A 22,808-nucleotide genomic window follows, 5' to 3' on the forward strand; every position below is an offset into this window, starting at 1 on the left:
GTATATAGCTGAATGTTTTAGTTTGTACAGCTTAATGGCTTAATTGACTTCTAATTAAAACAAAAAAATAAAAAAGGCGAAAATGTGTCTAAATACTTGTAATAGTGAAGCGTTTTCATTATGATAAAGGAGTAGTAAGAGATTTATTAATCTTCAGATTGAATATTTCTTTTATTGCATCGAGTTATCCGTATTGTTTGGAATTAGTAATGTTCAGTGATTGAACTGAGCTAGTTTCCTCTTCGTTAGAGCAAGCCTCATAACTCAATACATTTTCAAGGAGGAGTTACACATGATTGAAGGAATTAAAGTATTCGCAGATGGAGCAGAATTAGATAAGATGGTCGCTTCTTACAAAGCAGGAGAAGTCAGTGGTTTTACGACAAATCCAAGTTTAATGAAAAAAGCCGGTATCACTGATTATAACGAATTTGCTAAAGCCGCTGTAACAGCTATTCCAGATATGCCACTCTCATTTGAAGTTTTTGCGGATGATTTTGAAACAATGGAAAAAGAAGCACGTAAAATCGCTACATTTGGCGATAATGTTTTTGTTAAAATTCCAATTACAAACACAAAAGGGGAGTCATCAATCCCACTTATTAAAAAATTATCTTCTGAAGGCGTGAGTTTAAACGTTACTGCGCTTTTAACATTAGAACAAGTACAGGACACTGTTGATGCATTAACTCCAGGCACTAATAACATCGTTTCAGTCTTCGCTGGACGTGTTGCTGATACTGGTGTTGATCCAACTGAATTAATGGTGAAATCACTTGAAATTTGTAAACAAAAACCGGGTGCTGAATTATTATGGGCAAGTACACGTGAATTAATCAACATTATCCAAGCAAAAGATATTGGTGTTGATATTATCACAGTTCCGCCTGCAATTATCGGCAAAATCAAAGATATCGGTAAAGATTTAAATCAAGTGTCACTTGATACTGTTATTGGTTTCAATAACGATATCAAAGCATTAGGTTATTCAATTCTTTAAGCGATTCAAATTACAGTATGCGGCCACTTTATGTGGCTGCTTTTTTTATAGTGAAAATTTCCTTTAATAGGCGTTGTTTGTCGGTTGTTTCTAAAATCACAAAAAAGCACTCAAACGATGCTGAGTGCTTTTTTTATAAGAAAACATCTTAAGTATAGCTATATAATTAGATTTAGACTGTGTAGTTAACAGCAATTAACAATGGCGTTAAAATCAAAATAAAGAAAATTATTATCCAAAATAAGATTTTTAAAAATAGTTTTAAATTGGCTGACATAAAAAAACCTCCTGCGATCAATTCATTTAAGTTTAACATGACTGTGAAAAATATTTAAGTGAATACATGTCAATTATACATAAAAACAACAGAAATGTGACCGTTTAAAAATTGATTAGGTAATTGGGTGTACATTTGCTAAAAAAGATAGATAAATACACAATGTTTAGACATGAAAATAAAGCTATCATTTGTAGGAGCTTTATATAGCATCAAAAAATAAAAACCAGTACACTGATTAGATTATTTCTGTTTAGTGTACTAGTTTTTAATTAACAAATTAAAAGGGGACTGTGTCTTTAATAATTTGAATTGATTTTTTGTCTAACATGATAACACCTCACTATTTGTCATTGAACAAGAACGGTAAAGTAGACAAAGAAAAACTTCTACAAAAACAGATATTTACAGATAAAAAAATTGGCAATTACCAAAGACAGAAACTGAAAAATAAATACTAAAAATCTGGCAGGAAGTACTTGAACTGGAATAGATCAGTAAAGATGGTAATTTCTTTAGCATAGGTGTAGACTCAATAAAAGCTATAACGATTGCAAACCTAATATATAAAGTTTAGGTGCTCAACTCTCAATGATTGATTTCTTGAATGCAATACAATTGTAGAACTTGCGGAAATTGCAGATGGCAATAACAGAGAGAAAATAGAAAAACAAGAACGTAGCCAATATCGTATCAATTAGTAGATGAATGAAGTCCAAAAATTCTTACTGAATAATTAAAAAATGATAGGAGGATTAATCTATTGAAAGAAACTATTAGTTCTAAACAAGCTAAGATTGTAGTAGAAAAAAAAGGTAGTAAAGAAGTGATTTTGTTATTACATGCCGGTATTTTAGACAAAAGAATGTGGGGAAATGAAGTTAACCTGCTATCTAAAGATTATTGTGTTATAGCAGTAGATTTACCAGGATTTGGTGAAAGTGAAATTCTAGGAAATAGGATCAATTATGTCGAAATAATTGAGACAGTATTAGAGCATTATGAACTTACAGAGGTATCGATTATAGCTGCTTCTTTTGGCGGGAAAATCGCTATTGATTTTTGTCTTATACATCCTGAAAAAGTAAAAAAGATGATTTTAATTTCTCCAGCAGTTAGTGGTTGGGAAGATTCTAAGGAATTAATCGATTATGAAGAACAAGAAAGTTTAACAACTGATGTAAAAGATTTGGTTACTATGAATTATGAATTTTGGATTACACGTGGTCGTGATGCTACAAATGTAAATGCTGAAGTTGAAAAACTAATTGTTGAAATGTTACAACACAATTTTTCATTAGAAGATAATCAAGCAGAAGAAATAAATATAATCGATAATAGTCTGAAAAAACTAGGAAATATTGAACAGTCACTATTGATTATAAATGGTGAAAAAGACGTTTCTGATTTTTTAGCCATTGGATCTTGTATTCATAATAAAGTACTGCTTTCACAAAGAGAAGTCATTCCTAATACAGCTCACTTGCCCAATTTGGAAAATAGCAATTTAGTCAGTCGATACATTACAGCATTTTTGAAAAAATCAGATTAATTACAGGAGAAATTTATACGAGGAAAGCTTTGAAATATTGGGTGACGATTAAGCAGCATGTTATTTTCAATAATTAAAATACACTTAAAGAGTTATTTACTAATAATAGTGACGAGGTTGAATTTGATAATATTATGTAAATATACGGAACGTTCTTAGAGGTTATAATGAAAACAACAAGGTGAACTTATTTAATCGATAAGTTCGCTTTTATTTTTCAATGTTAGGATAGTTAACTTAAACTCAGTAAAGAGGATAATTATAATTGTATAATTCATGTAGAAATTTAGTTGTACAATATTTTTTTCATAAATACCCAAAAGAGACACCGTGTTTGAAAAGTGGCTCTAATTTTCGTGCAATAAAATAGGAAAAGAGTGATTTAACCTTAAATCTATTAGCAATAATAATGTGTTGCAATTAATCTTGATATCTTACAATTGCATACAACTCCTAGATGTCATAATAAAGTGCAACAAAGTAGGCTGTATTATTGTTTGAATAGGAAAATAATCACACTCTAATTCGAGTGTATTATTCCCTTTATGAAACTAAAGGAATGTTTATAATTAAAAGATATTGGTGACAAAAATGTAAGTAGGCAACTTATTTTTCATTTGTTATATTGGATTTAATTACTAGTAATTAATTCAAATATAAGGATGGTGTCTATGAACAAGCTATTTAAAATGTCAATCATTACAACCATGGCGTTATTTACGGGATTGAGTACTATTATTCCTGAAAAATCTGTTTCAGCATCTACAACAGAAAGTAATACTACTGTTTCGCTATGGGATATCGAAGACGGTAATAATATTCGTTATGATGAAAAAGAAACACATCCAGAGGTTAAATTAACAACCGATGAATTGATTATTCAAGGGAAATCATATACAGCTTCTCAACTCATTGCTCTCTTAGAGACATCAACGGAAATAAATGGAACCAGTAGTAATGGGAGACAAAAAAGATTTGCTCCAGCTGCGGCTATCTATTTTATACCTGGAGTGGGTCAAGTAGCTTTAGCTGCTACAGGTGTTATCGCTATTGGTGGTGTTACCATTGGTGCCGGACATTGGGCATATAAAACGATTAAAAAATACTTTGCTAAAAAAGGAAAAAAAACTGCAAAGAAAAAAAAGAGTGTGAAAAATACACCTGCTAAACTCTATAATACTGCCAAGAAAAAGGGTATTAAAGTTAAAAATAGACATACAACTATAAAGGTTACTAAGAAAAATAGGTCTTTACCTTCTAGAGTATCTAAATCTTATTCGTCTAAAGACCTTATAAAAAATGGTAAGCTTGATATACGAAGATATTACGGGAAAAATGGTAAAGCAGAAGTAGATATTCATTATACAAATCATGGCAATGCTAAAAAACACCCTAAAGTTCCACACCGTCATGGTTGGCATAATGTAAACGGAAAATGGACGAAAAAAAATACTTGGTATTAGTAACAGAAAGGATGAAAAAGAATGGATCAAAACACATGGAAAAAATTCCAAGAAGCAATAGAAGAAGGTCAAGAAATAAGTTTTGATTACAAAAATGAAGAATGGTGGATTAGTAGAGTAGAAGAGGAACGCAGTTTTTTATTGACACGTTCTTCAGATAGTTATACTCAATCTTTTGCAACTGCAGAGGAGCTTTATAAAAAAGGTATTATTGATGGGGAAAAGTTTATAAACAGGGTTAAAGATTTATAAAAATGAATACAGTATATTTGGGAGTGTGACTTACCAATATAAGGATTTTTTTCTAAAAATCCAATTAAAATGAAATAGATACTATGATGGTAAAGTGAATGCCTCGATGGATATTGACTATCGTCATTCACTAAGTAGACATGAGAAAAAATATGTTAAACTTCCGCACAGACACTATTGGAAAAATGGAAAACGTTCACTTCACTAAATAGGAGGGTTTATCATGGATGATAATTTTTATTCAAGTAAGGCATCATTTGAGCTGCTTATGCAGCTTTTAGAAATTGGGCATGAAATTGAATTTACGTACAAAGATAAGGAATATTTCATTGGAAACTTTAGAGATGGAAGGTCTTTGATATTAGATTCAGAAGAATTATTTAGATATAAAGATGATAACTATAAATTTGTTGAAATGGCTAAAATTGATGGTATCACTCTTAAAGAATTATTTGCAAATCATAGTGACGAGATCGAATTTGGAACTATCTTCTAAATATACGAAACATTCTTAGACGTTATAATGAAAACAACAAGGCGAACTTATCTAAATGGATAAGTTCGCTTTTATTTTTCAATGATTACCAAAACCTAAGGTTTATGTAACGACTGTTTTGAGAAATCAGAAGGTTAGTATAACAGGCTTATCAAATTACAATAAATCATTATAAATATCTTTATACTAAATCTCTTGCAAAAAGAAAAGGAAATTAGGATAATTAACTTAAACTCAGTAAGGAGGATAATTATGATTATTGGTTATGCACGAGTATCTAAAGATGAACAAAATTTAGATCGCCAGATCAATCAATTAAATGACTATGGCGTTGAAAAATAATTCATGAAAAATATACTGGAACAAAAAAGCAAAGACCAGGCATGGATCAATTGATCCGGATAATTCGTCCCGAAGATACGGTTGTTGTAGAAAGTATTTCAAGATTAGGTAGAAATACTTTGGATATACTATTGTTTATTCAGCAATTAGACCACGATAACATTGCATTTATTTCTTTAAAGGAAAATATAGATACATCAACATCTACAGGTAAAGCAATGCTTCAAATGATGAGTGTGATTGCTGAACTAGAACGAAACCTATTAGCAGAGCGTGTTAAAGAAGGCATTGCAGCAAGTCGTCGTGGTACTGCTATCGGACGACCAAAAGTAGAACGTAGTAAATTGAATATGGCCATGCGACTGTATAATAGTGGTGACTATTCGGTCAAAGAGATTACAGAATCTTCAAAAATTTCTCAAGGCATTGTATAGCTACATTTATTGAGCGTAAGACACGACAATATGTTGCTATAAAAATACTTAAACAAGATAGTTTTAGTATTTTGAATGCTATGAAAGAATTAATTCAACGTTATCCTAAAGGAACAGTCAAATCCATTACGTGTAATCGTGGTGTAGAATTTGTTCATCAATTTAATGTTCATTTAATTGAGAGTAGCTTTGGTATCAAAATTTATTACGCTAATCCTTATTCACCACATGAAAGAGGCGCTAATGAGTATCACAATGGATTATTAAGAGAATATTATCCAAAACCGACAGCATTTAATAAAGTGTCCCAAAATCAACTAGATGAGTCTGTTAAATCAATAAATACACGACCAAGAAAAATATTGAAATAGAAATCTGCGATTCTTCGGTTTGATAGAGAATGTTTAACACTAAGATAAGCTATTGAAAGTATAATTCATGTAGAAATTTAGTTGTACAATATTTTTTTCATAAATACCCACAAGAGACACCGTGTTTGAAAAGTGACTCTAATTTTCATGCAATATCATAGGAAAAGAGTGATTTAAGCTTAAATCTATTAGAAATAATAATGTGTTGCAATTAATCTTGATATCTGCCATTCACATACAACTTCCGATAATATATATTATGTAAACTAGAATTAATATTTAAGTTTTATCTTTTGTTTATTATGTTAATATATCATTTTCAGCCTCTCTTCATGACTTTTTGCACCAAACTTTCTAAGCGAGTTTTAACTCACTGTTTTTCTGATTATTGCAGGATATTTTATGCGTTACTTAACTTAACAGCTATCACAGTAAATCTAATACTGATGTCTGTTGTTAAATTGAAAATTGTGATCCATAATAGATATTTTTTATCTAAGCAAATTAATCCGCTAAAACATTTTAACTGATTAGATGTAAAAGCTTTAAATGTACTTAAATATAGCATAACTGTCATATGAGACTGATTATTCAAATGATGAGATAAATACAGGATAAACATATTTTATTGATGTTGTATAACTGTGTGACAACGATAACTTTACGTTTGTGTTGTTATTATAATAATGTCAGTCTCAGAAGCTTTGTGTGCGCTTTTATTGATGATAAGTCCAACAGACCATTTTTATCACAAAAGCTTATGTATGCCAATTTCAAATGCTTATAACATCTTTGAAAATACATCTGAACAATGCATATATTTTAAACGGTATTAATTTACTCCATAGATGGATATGCTTAAATGCTATCTTATAAAAAATAGCATTATTTTGTAGTAAATAGATAGTTGGTATTGATTATTTAACCATTATCATATACTATGGAGTTGGAGTTATATCAGTAAATAGCTATTTAATAACAAACCTATGAAGGAGTGGATTTTATGAGTGAGCCCGAACAAAAACTTGAACGAAATTTGAGTAACCGTCATGTGCAGTTAATCGCAATTGGAGGTGCAATTGGTACAGGTCTCTTTTTAGGGGCTGGAAAAACAATTCATCTCGCCGGGCCTTCTCTTCTACTTGTTTATTTAATTGTTGGTATCGTTGTTTTTTTCATGATGCGAGCATTAGGTGAATTACTACTTTCCAACACAGAATTTGGTTCTTTTGCAGATATTGCGAATGAATATATCGGTCCATGGGCAGGTTTTTTTGTTGGTTGGACATATTGGTTATGTTGGATTGTGACAGGTATGGCAGAAATAACAGCTGTCGCAACCTATGTTGGTTTTTGGTTTCCTGATTTTCCCAACTGGATTTCCGCTTTGTTCTGTGTAGTCTTTTTGGTATTACTTAATTCGTTAACCGTTAAAGCATTTGGAGAAATTGAGTTTTGGTTCGCAATAATAAAAATTGTCACAATATTAGGACTAATTATTGTTGGTTTTGTGCTTATTTTCAACAAATTCCAATCAACACCTACAGCAACAGCATCAATTTCAAATCTTTGGCAACATGGTGGGTTCTTCCCTACTGGAATTTCTGGCTTCCTCCTCGCCTTTCAGATGGCAGTTTTCTCGTTTGTTGGGGTTGAATTAATCGGAGTAACAGCAGCAGAAACAAAAGACCCAGAAAAAACTATTCCAAAAGCAATTAATCAAATACCTTTACGTATTGTGTTGTTTTATGTGGGTTCATTATTTGTTATTATGTCTATTATTCCTTGGAATCAAATTGATCCAGAAAAAAGTCCTTTTGTTACCCTCTTTCTTTATGCAGGTATTCCAGCGGCCGTTGCAATCATCAACTTTGTTGTGTTAACAGCAGCTGCATCGTCTTGTAATTCAGGGATATTCTCAACAAGTCGGATGTTATATGGTTTAGCTAATCATAAACGTGCACCCAAAATTTTCCGCAAGTTAAACAGCCGCAACATTCCTGGTGCGAGTCTTTACTTCTCAAGTGCCGTTTTATTAATTGGAGTGTTATTAAACTACTTTATTAAAAATGCAATCACAGTTTTTACGATTGTAACAAGTATTTCATCATTGTTATTCATCTTTATCTGGTCAATGATTGTTATCTCGTTCGTCCGTTACCGTAAGTCTAATAAAGAATTAGCAGCTAAAAGCATCTTCAAAATGCCTGGTGCATCATTTATGCCTGCCTTTATGTTAATTTTCTTTGCAGGCGTGCTAGTAATGCTAGCCATTGCACCTGATACACGTATATCGCTGATTTGTGGTGCTGTATGGTTCCTACTGCTGTTTGTTATTTATAGAGTCTTTAACAAAAATGAGCTAAAGAAGGGTGAGAATTAAAAATGAAAATTGGTATTCCAAAAGAAATTAAAAACAATGAAAATCGTGTCGGTATTACACCAGCAGGCGTAAAAAGTTTTGTAAAAAGTGGCCATGATGTGGTGATTGAAAAAGCAGCTGGAATCGGTTCACATATCACTGATGAGCAGTATCGTTTAGCTGGTGCAACAGTGGTTGACACAGCGGCTGAAGTTTGGTCAGCTGAAATGGTCATTAAAGTGAAAGAACCCCTTGAGTCAGAGTATCAATACTTTTATGAAGGTTTGCTACTCTTTACCTACCTTCACCTGGCAGCTGAACGTAATTTAACGCGTGCTCTTATTGAAAAAGGTGTGACAGCTGTTGCTTATGAAACAATTCAATTAGAAAATGGTTCGTTACCGCTACTTGTTCCTATGAGTGAAATTGCTGGACGTATGTCAATCCAAATTGGTGCACAATTCCTTGAAAATACTCATTCAGGCAAAGGTATTCTACTTTCAGGTGTTCCAGGAGTGAGACGTGGGAATGTTGTTATCATCGGTGGTGGTTCTGCGGGTACAAACGCAGCACGTATTGCTGTTGGTATGGGAGCGAATGTTACAATCCTCGATATTAGTGCAGCCCGCCTTGCACAAATTGATGAACAATTTGGCAATTCACTTTCAACTTTGATTTCGGATTCTTATCACATTGAAGAAGCTGTTGCAAAAGCTGATTTAGTTATTGGGGCCGTGTTAATACCTGGATCAAAAGCACCAAAACTTGTATCAGAAGAAATGGTGAAACAAATGTCACCTGGTTCAGTCCTGGTTGATATTGCGATTGATCAAGGTGGTATTTTTGAAACCTCAGATCATATCACAACACATGATGATCCGATTTATATTAAACATGGTGTTGTGCATTATGCAGTGGCTAATATGCCAGGAGCTGTAGCTCAAACAGCAACATATGCGTTGACAAACGTAACAATTCCTTATGCATTACGTATTGCGAATCAAGGATTAGCAGAATTATGCGAAACAAACAGTGATGTTTTAGCAGGTATTAATACAATTAACGGTAATGTTACTTATAAAGCCGTAGCAGATGCCCACCTACTACCTTATGTTGAAGCAGGAACACAACTTTACTAATATCGTAGCGAATTTATGAGCTTACGAGATTAGTATGGGACGGAGCGACAGCGAGTACCAATCCTTTTGTTAAAATCGTAGCGAATTTATGAGCTTACGATAGTAGGTATAGGTGCTGAAATCGTAGCGAATTTATGAGCTTACGAGATTAGTATGGGTGATGACCTTGTTGCGAAGAAATGAGCTTACAAAGACATTATGGGACGGAGCGACAGCGAGTACCAATCCACAGGAAATTCTTTAGTGTTCATTTATTAATAACATAGTTTACTACCCCTTTGTTAGCGTCTTATAAGGATATTATTATCAATTCAGTCACACTTTGTGTGGCTTTTTTTTTGTAAAAAAATAGGCATCAGTGAAAATGCACCATTACCTTGGATGATATAGTTTATTCGAGACAGAGTGAAAGGTTATTATTGTTTCCATCAAAAAACCACATAAGAGTTAGGTTGTCGCCCTAGCTTTTATGTGGTTGCATAATTTAAATAATTTTAGTTTTCAGAGGGCATAATCCAATAAATGACGACTGCCATCGCGACTACTAAAACAGTAATACTACTAATCAATGTCATTTTAATTATCTCCCAACGTGATTAATTTATCCTATTTAATAGTTCTACACTATTACAATAACATATTTCACGTTGTTTTAATATAGTAATTTCTAAATTTGTCAAATAATAAGGGTCAGACTTCTACTTCTTCCCCTAATATTTTCACTTCTGGTTCAAGTTTCACATTATAATTTTGATGAATTACTTTTTGAACGTGCGCTATCAAATCAATATAATCTGTGGCAGTTCCTTGGTTGATATTCACCATAAAACCGGCATGTTTTAATGAGACTTGAACGCCACCAATAGTATGACCTTGTAACCCTGCTTCTTGAATCATCGGACCAACAAAACGTCCTTCTGGTCGCTTGAAAACACTACCGCATGAAGGGTATTCTAAGGGTTGACGTGATTCGCGTTGCTCGGTAAAATTCGCCATTTTAGCAGCAATCGTTTCTTCAGCATCAGGTGTTAATAAAAAATCAGCCTCTAGGACAATATAGTTTTTATCAGCGATAATACTATGGCGATACGACGCCCCTTCTTCTAGTGTTTGACGATCCAATTCAATTAGTTCGCCACTTGCTGTTAAAACGAGCGCGCGGTTTAATACGTCTTTGGTTTCGCCACCGTAGGCACCAGCATTCATGTATAGAGCACCACCAACGCTTCCAGGGATTCCACAAGCAAACTCTAATCCTGCTAGGCTTAATTTATGCGCTTCACGTGATACATCGATGATAGCGGCTCCTGTTTGAGCTGTGAGCGTATTGTTTTTATAAGTTATTTCTGTCAGATTCATAAGGTATAACACAATGCCGCGGATACCACCGTCACGAATGATTAGATTAGATCCATTACCTAAAACCATTAGAGGGATATCGTTTTTATAAGCATAAGTCACGACGATTTGTGCTTCTTCTATCGTCTGTGGAACAGCAAAAACATCTGCAGGTCCACCCGTTTTTGTATAGGTGTATTTATTCAAAGGTTCATTTGTTTTAACGAGAAGTGAATGGCTTAAGTCTTGTAGTTCTGTTGCTATTTTGTTAATCATAATTTACGCCTGCCTTTATCCAAATAATTAGTGTTACATTACAATAGTGTACCATAAAAAAAGACGTTTTAAACCAGATTCTGGTTAAACGTCTCCTGATAATTATTAATTTCGTAATAATGCTAATGTTTCTTTAGTTAGTGTTGGCTCATTTTCCAATTTTTTACGGTATTGTTTGTTGAAATCAACGAGACGTTCTTTGATTGGTAATGTTTCATCAACCGTGATGTCCTTAGTTAAATAATCAGCAGTAGCAATAACCTTCGTAAATACAAATTTCGCATTCAGTTCAGATAACAACATTGAAAAACGGCTCATATATTTTGCTTCCGTTTTTGTAAATTGTTTCATTTTACGAGAAATCCATCCTCTTACTTCTGCAATACTTTCTTGTGAGTCAATAAGCGTTTGGATTTGTTCATAGGCTGCTTGACCAATTGTTATGGCAGTATCAGTGAGGTAGTTCCAATCTGATTCAGAAACACCTTTTTGATCGGTCACCTTGTCAAGAATTAAAAAGAAGTCTTTAAGGTGTACATCCAGACAGAGTTGTTTTTCGACAAATATTTGTAATGCAGCTAAAGTTGACACAGCATCTTCCTGAATTGAATATGAAAATTCTTCAGGTCGAATGGTTGCTAATTCACTTTGGATGCGTACAGCAATTTCACTATCATGTGAACCTAATGATTTGTTACGGTGGATACTATACTGGGTAAGTTGGTGCAAATGGAATGCTTGTTTTAAGACAATTTGTGCGACTTCTCTAGATACAGCCTCACCAGATTCATTTACAATTACGTAGCCAGTTGTTTTACCCATTTTTTCGTACTTAATTAGCTCGTAGGTTGTACCTTCGATACTAAAACGATACGGCATTGTTTTTTCAATTTCAAGTCGACGTTTTAAATGTTTATAGGTTTTTTCCGTCATTTTCATCACCCTATTCAGATAATTATGGTACAACTCTATTATAATGCAAAAAAAGACATCTGTCAGTTATTTAAGCAACAGCACCCCTTTTTTTAATGGGCCTTGCTAAAAATAATTAACAGATGTTTATTTATCCTAGTCGAATTTCTAGGCGTTTTGAAATAATTGAGAGCACATAACAAACGATAAAATATAAAGCAGCCATTGCTACGAACATAGGGATAACAAAAGCAGTATCCTGTCCATATATTATTTTTGCATTGTGAGTTACTTCTGGTAAAGCAATAACGACGGCAAGTGATGTATCCTTAATAAGTGAAATAAACTGACTCACGATAGGTGGAATCATTTTTTTCAAAGCTTGAGGCATCACAATACTCATTAAAGCCTGCATATAGGTTAAACCAGTTGAACGTGCGGCTTCCATCTGACCTTTTGGTACAGCTTTCAAACCGCCACGGATAATTTCGGATAACATCGCCGATTCAAACACTGTCATAGCTGCAACAACTGACCAAAAAATATCTAAACGTAAACCCATTTTTGGCAACGCAAAGTATGTGAAAAAGATAATCAATAGCAAAGGTAAATTACGAACAATATCAGTGATAACCCCAACGATTTTAGAGAGATAGGGAATCTTCATGTAACGAATGACACCAATGATACCACCGATAACAAAACTAAAAACGATTGAAATCGCTGCAACTAAAATAGTCAGCCATAGACCTTCAAGTAAAAAGCGGATATTAATCCAACTGTAAGCGCCAATAAAATCCATCTGATCTCCTCCTTAATCGCTGATTGACCAGCGTTTTTCTAAATAATTCATAAAGTAGCTGAGCGGTAAAGTTAACACTAAGTAAAAACAAGCCACAACGATATAGGTTTCAAAGACATTAAAGTTAACAGATGAAATTAAATCACCTTGATACATTAAGTCTAAACCAGCAACCATCGCAAGAATGGATGAGTTTTTTACCAAGTTGATGAACTGATTGCCTAGTGGTGGTACGACAATTTTCATTGCTTGAGGCAACACAATTGATTTCATTGTTTCCGTATAAGTCAGCCCGGTTGAACGACCAGCTTCCATTTGTCCTTTTGGAACAGATAAAATACCGGCACGTACTGTTTCAGCAATAAAAGCAGACGTATACAATGTCAACCCAATAGTACCAGCTGTGAAACCGTTGATATTAAAGAAATACATTGGAATTACCACATAAAAAAACATTACAATAACAAGTAATGGTATATTTCGGAAAAATTCCACATAAATAGAAGCTAAAACTCTAGCAGGTTTGTTATGAGAAATTTGCAAAATAGCCATTACAACACCAATAATTAAACTGAAGACAAGTGCTAAAATACTGGAAAAGATAGTATATTTAAAACCACTAAGCAAGGCTTCATAGTTTGTCGTTAAAATTGAAAACATGTCATACCCCTTTCGCTAGTCATTTTTAGGAATCCACTTATCATATAATTTTTGATAAGTGCCATTTTCTTTTATTGTTTTTAAAGCAACATTTAACTCTTTCACAAAATCTTTTTGGCCTTTATTGACTGCAATACCATAAGGTTCATCAGTGAAATTACCACCAACGACAGCATAGTTTTTATCTTGAGCGACCATACCATATAAAATGCCGCTATCAGTAGTCATAACATCCCCTTGGTTTGATTTCAAGGCAGTGAAGGCTTCAGAGTAATTTTCTAATTCAAGGATTTTGGCATCAGGAGCTGATTTACGGATGTTGATTGCTGAAGTCGATCCTTTAACTGCTAAAACAGTTGTATCCGCATCCAAATCTTTAATCGAGCGAATTTTACTGCCTTTTTTAACTAAGAGCGATTGCCCTCCATCAAAATAAACATCTGAAAAATCCACGACTTGTTTACGTTCATCCGTAATTGACATCGTTGCAATAATGGCATCGATATTACCATTTTTCAATAGTGGAATACGTGTTTTTGAAGTTACTTCGACAAACACAGCCTTTGCATCTTTACCACCAATTTCTTTAGTAAGTGCTTTGGCAATATCAATATCAAATCCTTCAATTTCACCCGTTGCAATATTTGTTAAACCAAACAAACGCGTATCTGTTTTTACACCCCACGTAATGGTTGGCTTAGTTTGAATACGTTCGCTAATGCTTTGATCTGCTACTTGCTTACCACAACCTACTAAGAAGAGAGACAAAGTCATAAGGATAAAAATTAATTTCTTTTTCATCGTCATCCCCCTCTATTAGTGATTTATAATTTTACTCAAGAATTGACGCGCACGTTCTTCGTTAGGACCATCATAAAAAGCTACGGCTTCACGATCTTCTAAAATTGTTCCTTGATCCATAAAAATAACACGATCCGCCACTTCGCGAGCAAATCCCATTTCATGAGTGACCACAACCATTGTCATCCCATCTTGTGCAAGGCTCTTCATAACATCTAATACCTCACCAATCATTTCAGGATCTAGTGCTGATGTTGGTTCATCAAACAGAATTACTTCTGGTTCCATTGCTAAACCACGAGCAATTGCTACACGTTGTTGTTGCCCACCAGAAAGGCTTGCTGGGTAAACATCTGCTTTTTCAGCGAGTCCAACCTTGTTTAATAGTGCTAAACCAGTTTTCTTAGCTTCAGCAGGTGTTTTTTTCAATACTTTCATTGGAGCTAATGTAATATTTTCTAAAACAGTTTTATGAGGATAAAGATTAAAATGCTGGAAGACCATTCCGACATTTTTACGCACGATATTAATATTAGTGCCTTTATCATTTAAGTCATAATCATTTACAAGTAAATGACCAGAACTAATTTCTTCTAGACCATTAATAGTACGCAACATTGTACTTTTACCAGAACCAGATGGGCCGATAACAACGACAACCTCACCTTTTTTGATTTCTAAATTGATATTTCGTAAAGCATGATATGTGCCATAATACTTATCGACATTTTTAAATTCAATCATTCTGCATCCCCCTTGACTCTATATATTTAAAATTAATAGAATAAGCCTTTATTTTATGCCCAGCCGCTAGGTTTGTCAATAGTTCATCTTAACGTAAAAACAATTATACATAAGTATAGCTTATAGCCCGTCGCCATAAGTGCATTTTACAACGTTGATTTTAAGCGGAATTATTGATATAATAGAGCTTATGGAATAAAAACGATATTGAAAGAGGGTATTTAACTAAATGACAATCACAGTAAGTAATGTCGGACTACGTTTTTCTGACAAAAAGCTATTTGAAGATATCACAATGAAATTCACTCCCGGTAACTGCTACGGTTTAATTGGCGCGAATGGTGCGGGTAAATCAACATTTTTAAAAATTCTTTCAGGTGAAATTGAAGCACAAACTGGTGATATTCACATCACTCCAGGTGAACGTCTTGCCGTTTTAAAACAAGATCACTTTGAATTTGAAGAGCATCGTGTACTTGATGTTGTAATTATGGGACATCAACAACTATATGCAATTATGGAAGAAAAAAATGCCATTTATATGAAGGAAGATTTTAGTGATGCTGACGGATTACGTGCAGCAGAATTAGAAGGTGAATTCGGCGAAATGGGTGGTTGGGAATCTGAATCAGATGCAGCTATTCTATTAAAAGGACTTGGAATTGGTCCAAGTGATCACGATAAATTGATGAAAGAACTTGATGGTGGTGGGAAAGTAAAAGTTTTACTTGCTCAAGCACTCTTTGGTAAGCCTGATATCTTACTATTAGATGAGCCTACTAACCACTTGGACTTAAAAGCAATTATGTGGTTAGAAGATTTCTTAGCAAACTTTGAAAACACTGTTATCGCGATTTCCCATGACCGTCACTTCCTTAACCAGGTATGTACGCATATTGCGGATTTAGATTACAACAAAATCAAATTGTTTGTTGGTAACTATGACTTCTGGTATGAATCAAGCCAGTTAGCACAACGTATGCTACAAGATGGTAACAAGAAAAAAGAAGAAAAAATCAAAGAATTAGAAGCCTTTGTTGCGCGATTCTCTGCCAACGCTTCTAAATCTAAACAAGCAACATCACGTAAAAAAACATTGGATAAAATTACACTCGATGATATTCAACCATCATCACGTCGCTATCCATTTATCCGTTTCCAATCAGATCGTGAAGTTGGAAATGATATTTTACAAGTTTCAGGCCTTAGCAAAACAATCGATGGTGTGAAAGTATTGGATAACGTTTCCTTTACACTTGATCGTGATGATAAAGTTGCTTTCGTTGGCAATGACTCTTCATCTTCTGCCCTTCTTGCTATTTTAGCAGGAGATATGGAACCAGATGAAGGCACATTCAAATGGGGCGTTACAACCTCGCAAACATACTTCCCTAAAGACAACACTGAATTCTTCGAAGGTTCTAATTTAAACCTTGTTGATTGGTTACGTCAATATTCGCCAACAGAAGATGCTGAATCATTCTTGCGTGGATTCTTAGGACGTATGCTCTTCTCAGGAGACGAAGTACTTAAAAAAGTACGCGTCTTATCAGGGGGCGAAAAAGTACGTTGTATGTTAAGCCGTATGATGTTATCAGGTGGTAACACGTTGATTCTTGATGAACCAACTAACCACTTGGACTTAGAATCAATCACAGCCTTAAACGATGGTTTGTTAGACTTTAAAGGCGTTATGCTCTTTATCTGTCACGATCACCAGTTTACACAATCACTCGCTAACCGCGTAATTGATGTAACACCAGGCTCATTCTACAATAAAAAACAATCTTATGATGAGTATTTAGAAACTCAAAAATAATAAACTGTTGATAGCCACTCTTTGTGTGAGTTGCTTACGATTAGCGTGGCTCTATCAGCACACTATTTAAATTTAACATGTCGATTCAATCAGTTGTTATAGCGCATCATTTAAGTTGCTTCTATAACTAATTAAATGTAAAAAACAATCCCTAGATTATTCATTCTAGGGATTGTTTTTGTTTAAATTCTATTATTTGTATGAAAATCACAACTTACGATATGATCATCGATAAAACCTGTTGCTTGTAAAAAGGCATACATAATTGTGGGCCCAATAAAGGAGCAACCTCTTTTCTTCAAATCCTTACTTAAAGCGATAGATTCTTTACTTTCACTTGGTACGTCGTTGATTGTTTCCCAATGATTAATCATTGGTACTTCTGTAAAAAACGTACGTAAATAGTTTTCAATCGAGCCAAATTCAATGATGATTTTCTTAAAAGCGACTGCATTTTTACGGACGCTGGCAATTTTCAATTTATTGCGAACAATCATTGTATTCAAACGTGCTGCTTCAAGTTCTTCATCACTTAATTCTGCGCAACGTTCAATATCGAAATGATGAAACACCGTACGATAGCCTTCCCGTTTATTTAAAATAGTACGCCATGAGAGACCTGCTTGTGCTCCTTCTAATATTAAGAATTCAAAGTAAAGATCATTACTTTTAGTTGTAAATCTCCCCCACTCTTCATTATGGTAGATTCGTTCTTCTTCGTATTTTGTAGCCCAATCACAAATAGTCATCGTTTGCTCTCCCCTTTTCTCTTTTTACTAAAAAATACCACTCAAAAATGAGTGGTATGTGAGGTTTTAGTTAACTTCCATAATGACTGGTAAAATCATTGGACGTCGACGTGTTTGTTCAAATAAGTAACGGTTTAATTTATCACGAATCGCTTGTTTAAGGTTAGCCCATTCGAAGTTTTTATCTTCAAGCGTTTCTAACACAATTTTTTCAGCCATTTTTGTAGCTGATTCAATTAGTGCTTCTGATTCACGCATGTAAATGAAGCCACGTGACATCATTTCAGGTCCTGAGATGATACGTTTTTGACGGCGGCTAATTGTAACAACAACGATGAAAATACCATCTTCTGATAATAATTTACGATCGCGTAAGACGATATTACCAACATCACCAACACCCAAACCATCAATTAATGTGTTACCAGAGAATACACGGCTTCCCATTGCAAAGCGGCCTTCTTTGTATTCTAGAATATCACCTTTGTTAATGATAAAGATTTGTTCATTTGTAAAACCGATTGAGCGTGCTACTTTTGTATGCTCAATTAACATACGGTACTCACCATGAATCGGAACAAAATATTTTGGTTTCAAGAGATTCATCATCATCTTCAGCTCTTCTTGACTTGCGTGTCCAGAGATAAAGATATCTTTTGAGAATGTAGAAACAGCAGCATCGTTACGGTAGATTAAATCGACTGTTTTAGCCAATAAAGTTTCCGTTGCTGGATTGTTTGTCGCACCGATGAAAACAGTATCGCCAGGGCGTACATTCACTAAACGGTGTGTTTGTTTAGCCATTTTGTTCAATTGTAAAATAGGCTCTCCAAGATTGCCACTTTCAATAATAACAAGGTTATCATCAGCGACATCTTCAATATCTTTTAAGGGCACAATTCTTTCTTCATTATCAATTACTAATTTCTCTAGTTTAGCAGAGACTGTAATAACACGTTCTAGTTCTTTACCAAGAATGGCAACGCGACGGTTTGTTGCACTAGCTGCATCAAACACTTGTTGTAAGCGACTAACGTTAGAAGCCACAACAGCCACTATAATACGTCCAGATGCTTTTTTGAAGCCTTTAAGCATCTCTTGAGCAGCGACAGAGTCACTTGAAGTGTATCCAGGGTGTTCTGCTTCAGAACTGTCTGAAAGCAACGCTAACACACCTTTTTCACCGATTTTAGCAATTTGACCTAAATCCGTTTGATAGCCAGGTAATGAAGATTGATCAAATTTGAAATCACCAGTATAAACAATCGCACCATCTGCTGTATGTAATACAGTTCCTATTGAATCTGGAATAGAGTGTGTTGTCGCAAAGAAAGATACATTGATTTGTTCAAATGATAGACGAGAACGCGCATGTACCACATGGAAACGGTTGTATTTTAAGTCTTTGTGCTCTTTAATTGCTGCACGAGCAAGGGCAACTGTTAATTCTGTCCCATAAACTGGGATGTTGTTGATTTTCTTGAGGAGGTAAGGTAACGCTCCGATTGCATCCTCATGTCCGTGAGATAAGAATACAGCTTTAATACGATCTTGGTTTTCTTCTAAATATTTAATATCAGGTATAACGACATCAATACCGAGCAATTCATCTTCTGGGAAACGTAATCCGGCATCTAGGATAAAAATATCATCGTTTACTTCTACTACATACATGTTTTTTCCTAATTCCGCTACGCCACCGAGAGATAAAATTTTGATGTTTTCGACTGGTTTAATTGTCAAAATATACCCTCCTTTCGTTTTGTTTTTTAGTTTTTAATTAATGTTGTTTTTCTTTAAAATCTGTAATGCTTTTTTCGATTATTGTTGCTTCTTCATCTGTTACAGCAATAATTGGCAAACGTGGTTCGCCAGTTTCAATCCCTTGTTTATTCAACCAGAACTTCACTGGAGCTGGACTTGGTACTGAGAAACAAGCACCGATAACAGGCATGAGATCGCGATGTAATTGTTGCGCGCGAGCAACATCGCCAGCATCAAATGCATTAAGCATTGCTTGCATTTCTGTCCCTACAACGTGAGAACTTACAGAAATAACGCCTGAACCTCCAACGGCATATAACGGTAACGTCAACGCATCTTCACCACTATAAATGGCAAGTTGATCGCCTACTTTACTTTGCAATTGTGCAAGCATAGCAAAATCGGCTGTACAATCTTTAACAGCAGTGATATTTGGTATTTTCGCTAATTCAACCAGCGTATCAAGCTCAATTTTAACTGCGGAACGTCCTGGTATATTATAAACAACCACCGGTAAATCGGTTGCTGCTGCAATGGCTTTATAATGTGCATAAATCCCTGCTTGGCTGGGTTTGTTATAATATGGAACGACAGCTAACACACCGTCCGCACCTAAATCTGCAACTTCTTTAGTGAAACTAACTGATTCTGCTGTATTGTTTGAACCTGTCCCTAAGATAATAGGAACACGACCAGCTGCTGCTTTAATTGCATAGCTGAAGAGATCAAGTTTTTCATCGTGACTTAACGTTGGAGACTCCCCTGTTGTGCCTGCAACAATAAGACCATCGGAACCATTATCAATGAGATAATTAACTAATTGAGTTGTGAGCGCCTCGGTTATTTTTCCTTCAGCATCAAACGGTGTAACCATCGCGGTCATGACTTTCCCAAATTTCATGTGTGTTCCTCCTTTAAAACATATGCCTCTATTGATTAGAGGGTTTGATTAAATATATCATGCAATGAGTTAGCGGCTTGTATCATATTTACTTCATCCACCAATACCCACAAAGTGTTTGCATTTGATTTAGTTTGTAAAATTTGAATGTTCTCATTGTCTAACGCAGTTAGTATTGTTTGCGAAACATCCTTCATATGGCGATGTTCAATACCTACAACTGTAATTTTAGCACATTTTTCCCTTATTGTGACCACATTTCCGTTATTGACTAGAACATCTTCAATCAATTCACGTTTTACATCGGGCACACTAAATAACAGGTGTGTCTCATTAGTACTAATAAATGAGGCGTTTACCCGATTTTCTTTTAAAATTGCAGTAAGCGAATGTTCATCTAATTGTGCTGGTTTTGTAATACTGAACTGACACAGATTATTAATATGCGTCACGCCACAGAAAAGTGCACGATCCTGTTGCGCAGTTGTTTGCTCAACAGGCGAAATATCTGTAATAAGCGTTCCTTCATTCTGAGAGTAAGTTGAACGCACTCTCATTGGTACTTTCCCTTTGTTTGCTGTTTCCACAGCTCGTGGATGTATTACTTTAGCACCTTCAGTGGCCATTTGCATCACTTCGGTGTAAGAAATTTTATCTAACTGAATAGCTTTCTTCACAACGCGTGGATCAGCCGTCATAATCCCTTCAACATCTGTGAAGATATCAATAAACTCAGCTTTCACAGCAACGCCTAAAGCTGCTGCAGATGTGTCGCTTCCGCCACGGCCAAGTGTTGTAACGTCACCATTAGGTGCATGTCCTTGAAAACCTGCAACAACAACGACATCAGCACCGTTATTAAGTTCATGAAAAATTCGTTTAGGATTGACTGCTAGTATATCAGCATTTTGATAGTTTGCATCTGTCAGAATGCCTGCTTGCCCACCTGATAATGCTGCTGCCTTTATGCCAGCTTTGTTTAACATATCAGCAAAAACATTCGCTGATATTAATTCACCAACAGAGACAAGCATATCTTGTTCACGTAATGACAGAGCGGTATGTGGACTATCCACTAACCCTAATAAGGTATCCGTCGCATAGGGATCACCTGAACGACCAATTGCAGAAACAACCACAACTGATTGATAACCTTTTTTAAGAGCATTATTTATATGTCCGATTGCGAGTTGGCGTGACTCAGCTGTTTTTACTGAGGTACCACCAAATTTTTGTACAATTAGCTTCATTCTGTCATTGCTCCTTATCACTTATTCCGATTAGATAATATTTAATGCAACAAGACGTTCTGCGATTTGAACAGAGTTCCATGCTGCTCCTTTTAGTAAGTTATCTGAAACGACCCACATGTGGAAGCCTTTAGGTTCATCTAAATCACGACGCACACGACCCACAAATGTTTCGCGTTTATCAACGCAGTTCAACGCTTGTGGATACGTTTGTGTTGCTGGATCATCTTCTAGAACAATGCCAGGGGCAGTGCTAAGAATTTCTTTGATATCTGCAGCTGATACGTTGTCGTTATCAATTTCAAAGTAAACAGACTCTGAATGACCGCGAGAAATTGGGAGACGCACACATGTTGCTGCTACTTTTAATGTTGCATCGCTCATGATTTTTTTAGTTTCATTAATCATTTTATGCTCTTCATACGTGTAGTCATCTTCACCGAAAACATCGATTTGAGGAATGGCATTAAATGCAATTTGATAATGTTTCTTATCACCCGAAGCCGGTAAAATATTAGCTTCTACTGGTTTATTGTCAAGTACTGCTCGTGTTTGATCAAACAGTTCTTGATTCGCAAGATTCCCTGCACCTGATACGGCTTGATAGGTAGAAACAATCACTCGTTTAAGCCCATGTTTTTTACGGATAGGTTCTAATGCCGCAACCATTTGAATAGTTGAACAGTTAGGGTTGGCAATAATGCCGTTATGAGTGCGTAAAGCTTTTTCGTTAACTTCTGGTACAACTAATGGAACGTCTTCTGCCATACGGAAATGGCTTGTATTATCAATGACGATAGCGCCACGTTTAACTGCCTCTGGTGCGAGTTTTTCACTAATAGAACCACCTGCACTGAAAATGGCGATATCAACATCTGTGAAGCTTTCTGGCGTTGCTTCTTCAACGATAACATCTTCATTTTTAAATGAAAGGGTTGAACCTGCCGAACGTGGTGAAGATAAAAATTTGATTGTTGCAATTGGTAAGTCACTTTGCTCAAGTTGTAAGATGATTTGTTCTCCAACAGCGCCTGTTGCGCCGACGACAGCTACACTATATACTTTTGTCATTTATATAAGTCCCCTTTAGCAGTTTATTTTAAT

Annotated in this window: 21 protein-coding genes and 1 pseudogene; 11 read left to right on the forward strand and 11 right to left on the reverse strand. The window is 35.1% G+C overall.

Features of this window, described 5'->3' with window-relative positions; all coding sequences use genetic code 11:
• The first annotated feature begins 292 nt into the window (after positions 1–292).
• The 10 genes and pseudogenes from V6S17_RS06680 to ald all read left to right on the forward strand — a co-directional run bounded on the left by V6S17_RS06680 (position 293) and on the right by ald (position 9,688).
• Entirely contained in the window at positions 293–1,000 is a 708-nt protein-coding gene (locus V6S17_RS06680) for a transaldolase (RefSeq protein WP_029090952.1), read from the forward strand.
• A gap of 770 nt (positions 1,001–1,770) precedes the next feature.
• The gene (locus tag V6S17_RS12680) at positions 1,771–1,854 is read left to right on the forward strand and encodes a phosphopantetheine-binding protein (protein WP_366945932.1); all 84 of its coding nucleotides are present in this window, start codon (positions 1,771–1,773) and stop codon (positions 1,852–1,854) included.
• A gap of 186 nt (positions 1,855–2,040) precedes the next feature.
• Positions 2,041–2,829 carry an alpha/beta fold hydrolase gene (locus tag V6S17_RS06685; protein WP_051535948.1) on the forward strand — a complete coding sequence of 263 codons (789 nt, stop codon included), beginning with the start codon at positions 2,041–2,043 and terminating at the stop codon, positions 2,827–2,829.
• A 671-nt stretch (positions 2,830–3,500) separates the two neighbouring features.
• Entirely contained in the window at positions 3,501–4,292 is a 792-nt protein-coding gene (locus V6S17_RS06690) for a hypothetical protein (RefSeq protein WP_051535947.1), read from the forward strand.
• A 21-nt stretch (positions 4,293–4,313) separates the two neighbouring features.
• The gene (locus V6S17_RS06695) at positions 4,314–4,544 is read left to right on the forward strand and encodes a hypothetical protein (RefSeq protein ID WP_029090951.1); all 231 of its coding nucleotides are present in this window, start codon (positions 4,314–4,316) and stop codon (positions 4,542–4,544) included.
• 223 nt (positions 4,545–4,767) lie between these two features.
• The gene (locus V6S17_RS06700; RefSeq protein ID WP_029090950.1) at positions 4,768–5,040 is read left to right on the forward strand and encodes a hypothetical protein; all 273 of its coding nucleotides are present in this window, start codon (positions 4,768–4,770) and stop codon (positions 5,038–5,040) included.
• Between the two features lie 252 nt (positions 5,041–5,292).
• Positions 5,293–5,816 (forward strand): annotated as a pseudogene (locus tag V6S17_RS06705) (recombinase family protein).
• A gap of 44 nt (positions 5,817–5,860) precedes the next feature.
• The gene (locus tag V6S17_RS06710; protein WP_244877104.1) at positions 5,861–6,187 is read left to right on the forward strand and encodes an IS30 family transposase; all 327 of its coding nucleotides are present in this window, start codon (positions 5,861–5,863) and stop codon (positions 6,185–6,187) included.
• A 1,003-nt stretch (positions 6,188–7,190) separates the two neighbouring features.
• Entirely contained in the window at positions 7,191–8,570 is a 1,380-nt protein-coding gene (locus tag V6S17_RS06715) for an amino acid permease (protein ID WP_029090948.1), read from the forward strand.
• 2 nt (positions 8,571–8,572) lie between these two features.
• Positions 8,573–9,688 carry an alanine dehydrogenase gene (gene ald, locus V6S17_RS06720; protein WP_029090947.1) on the forward strand — a complete coding sequence of 372 codons (1,116 nt, stop codon included), beginning with the start codon at positions 8,573–8,575 and terminating at the stop codon, positions 9,686–9,688.
• Positions 9,689–10,378: 690 nt separating this feature from the next.
• Here the strand turns inward: ald and murB are convergent.
• The 6 genes from murB to V6S17_RS06750 form a co-directional block, all read right to left on the reverse strand.
• Positions 10,379–11,302, reverse strand: coding sequence for a UDP-N-acetylmuramate dehydrogenase (murB, locus tag V6S17_RS06725; RefSeq protein ID WP_051457302.1), 924 nt, complete (start codon positions 11,300–11,302; stop codon positions 10,379–10,381).
• 105 nt (positions 11,303–11,407) lie between these two features.
• Positions 11,408–12,235 (reverse strand): hypothetical protein, encoded by an 828-nt coding sequence (locus V6S17_RS06730; RefSeq protein ID WP_029090945.1) that lies wholly within the window; start codon positions 12,233–12,235, stop codon positions 11,408–11,410.
• A gap of 130 nt (positions 12,236–12,365) precedes the next feature.
• A complete protein-coding gene (locus V6S17_RS06735; protein ID WP_029090944.1) occupies positions 12,366–13,016 on the reverse strand; it encodes an amino acid ABC transporter permease in 651 nt (216 codons plus the stop codon).
• Between the two features lie 12 nt (positions 13,017–13,028).
• On the reverse strand, positions 13,029–13,676 hold the full coding sequence (locus V6S17_RS06740; protein WP_029090943.1) for an amino acid ABC transporter permease: 648 nt from the start codon (positions 13,674–13,676) through the stop codon (positions 13,029–13,031).
• A 15-nt stretch (positions 13,677–13,691) separates the two neighbouring features.
• On the reverse strand, positions 13,692–14,483 hold the full coding sequence (locus tag V6S17_RS06745; protein ID WP_373453448.1) for a glutamate ABC transporter substrate-binding protein: 792 nt from the start codon (positions 14,481–14,483) through the stop codon (positions 13,692–13,694).
• Between the two features lie 9 nt (positions 14,484–14,492).
• Positions 14,493–15,221 (reverse strand): amino acid ABC transporter ATP-binding protein, encoded by a 729-nt coding sequence (locus V6S17_RS06750; RefSeq protein ID WP_029090941.1) that lies wholly within the window; start codon positions 15,219–15,221, stop codon positions 14,493–14,495.
• Positions 15,222–15,450: 229 nt separating this feature from the next.
• Here V6S17_RS06750 and V6S17_RS06755 point away from each other — a divergent pair, with 229 nt between their 5' ends.
• A complete protein-coding gene (locus V6S17_RS06755) occupies positions 15,451–17,040 on the forward strand; it encodes an ABC-F family ATP-binding cassette domain-containing protein (protein WP_029090940.1) in 1,590 nt (529 codons plus the stop codon).
• Positions 17,041–17,222: 182 nt separating this feature from the next.
• Here the strand turns inward: V6S17_RS06755 and V6S17_RS06760 are convergent, their stop codons facing one another.
• The 5 genes from V6S17_RS06760 to V6S17_RS06780 form a co-directional block, all read right to left on the reverse strand.
• Complete coding sequence (locus V6S17_RS06760) at positions 17,223–17,789, reverse strand: DNA-3-methyladenine glycosylase I (protein ID WP_029090939.1); 567 nt, start codon at positions 17,787–17,789, stop codon at positions 17,223–17,225.
• Between the two features lie 66 nt (positions 17,790–17,855).
• The gene (locus V6S17_RS06765) at positions 17,856–19,532 is read right to left on the reverse strand and encodes a ribonuclease J (RefSeq protein ID WP_029090938.1); all 1,677 of its coding nucleotides are present in this window, start codon (positions 19,530–19,532) and stop codon (positions 17,856–17,858) included.
• 37 nt (positions 19,533–19,569) lie between these two features.
• A complete protein-coding gene (dapA, locus tag V6S17_RS06770) occupies positions 19,570–20,454 on the reverse strand; it encodes a 4-hydroxy-tetrahydrodipicolinate synthase (RefSeq protein WP_029090937.1) in 885 nt (294 codons plus the stop codon).
• Between the two features lie 35 nt (positions 20,455–20,489).
• On the reverse strand, positions 20,490–21,704 hold the full coding sequence (dapG, locus tag V6S17_RS06775; RefSeq protein WP_029090936.1) for an aspartate kinase: 1,215 nt from the start codon (positions 21,702–21,704) through the stop codon (positions 20,490–20,492).
• Positions 21,705–21,734: 30 nt separating this feature from the next.
• Entirely contained in the window at positions 21,735–22,775 is a 1,041-nt protein-coding gene (locus tag V6S17_RS06780; protein WP_029090935.1) for an aspartate-semialdehyde dehydrogenase, read from the reverse strand.
• Between the last annotated feature and the right edge of the window lie 33 nt (positions 22,776–22,808).

This window comes from Brochothrix thermosphacta DSM 20171 = FSL F6-1036, assembly GCF_036884295.1.
Classification (GTDB): domain Bacteria; phylum Bacillota; class Bacilli; order Lactobacillales; family Listeriaceae; genus Brochothrix; species Brochothrix thermosphacta.

Bases quoted from the DNA above. Each gene is read 5' to 3' on its own strand.
- V6S17_RS06680 (WP_029090952.1), top strand. From the start codon at position 293: ATGATTGAAGGAATTAAAGTATTCGCAGATGGAGCAGAATTAGATAAG.
- V6S17_RS06690 (WP_051535947.1), top strand. From the start codon at position 3,501: ATGAACAAGCTATTTAAAATGTCAATCATTACAACCATGGCGTTATTT.
- V6S17_RS06695 (WP_029090951.1), top strand. From the start codon at position 4,314: ATGGATCAAAACACATGGAAAAAATTCCAAGAAGCAATAGAAGAAGGT.
- V6S17_RS06700 (WP_029090950.1), top strand. From the start codon at position 4,768: ATGGATGATAATTTTTATTCAAGTAAGGCATCATTTGAGCTGCTTATG.
- V6S17_RS06715 (WP_029090948.1), top strand. From the start codon at position 7,191: ATGAGTGAGCCCGAACAAAAACTTGAACGAAATTTGAGTAACCGTCAT.
- ald (WP_029090947.1), top strand. From the start codon at position 8,573: ATGAAAATTGGTATTCCAAAAGAAATTAAAAACAATGAAAATCGTGTC.
- murB (WP_051457302.1), bottom strand. From the start codon at position 11,302: ATGATTAACAAAATAGCAACAGAACTACAAGACTTAAGCCATTCACTT.
- V6S17_RS06730 (WP_029090945.1), bottom strand. From the start codon at position 12,235: ATGACGGAAAAAACCTATAAACATTTAAAACGTCGACTTGAAATTGAA.
- V6S17_RS06735 (WP_029090944.1), bottom strand. From the start codon at position 13,016: ATGGATTTTATTGGCGCTTACAGTTGGATTAATATCCGCTTTTTACTT.
- V6S17_RS06740 (WP_029090943.1), bottom strand. From the start codon at position 13,676: ATGTTTTCAATTTTAACGACAAACTATGAAGCCTTGCTTAGTGGTTTT.
- V6S17_RS06745 (WP_373453448.1), bottom strand. From the start codon at position 14,483: ATGACGATGAAAAAGAAATTAATTTTTATCCTTATGACTTTGTCTCTC.
- V6S17_RS06750 (WP_029090941.1), bottom strand. From the start codon at position 15,221: ATGATTGAATTTAAAAATGTCGATAAGTATTATGGCACATATCATGCT.
- V6S17_RS06755 (WP_029090940.1), top strand. From the start codon at position 15,451: ATGACAATCACAGTAAGTAATGTCGGACTACGTTTTTCTGACAAAAAG.
- V6S17_RS06760 (WP_029090939.1), bottom strand. From the start codon at position 17,789: ATGACTATTTGTGATTGGGCTACAAAATACGAAGAAGAACGAATCTAC.
- dapA (WP_029090937.1), bottom strand. From the start codon at position 20,454: ATGAAATTTGGGAAAGTCATGACCGCGATGGTTACACCGTTTGATGCT.
- dapG (WP_029090936.1), bottom strand. From the start codon at position 21,704: ATGAAGCTAATTGTACAAAAATTTGGTGGTACCTCAGTAAAAACAGCT.
- V6S17_RS06780 (WP_029090935.1), bottom strand. From the start codon at position 22,775: ATGACAAAAGTATATAGTGTAGCTGTCGTCGGCGCAACAGGCGCTGTT.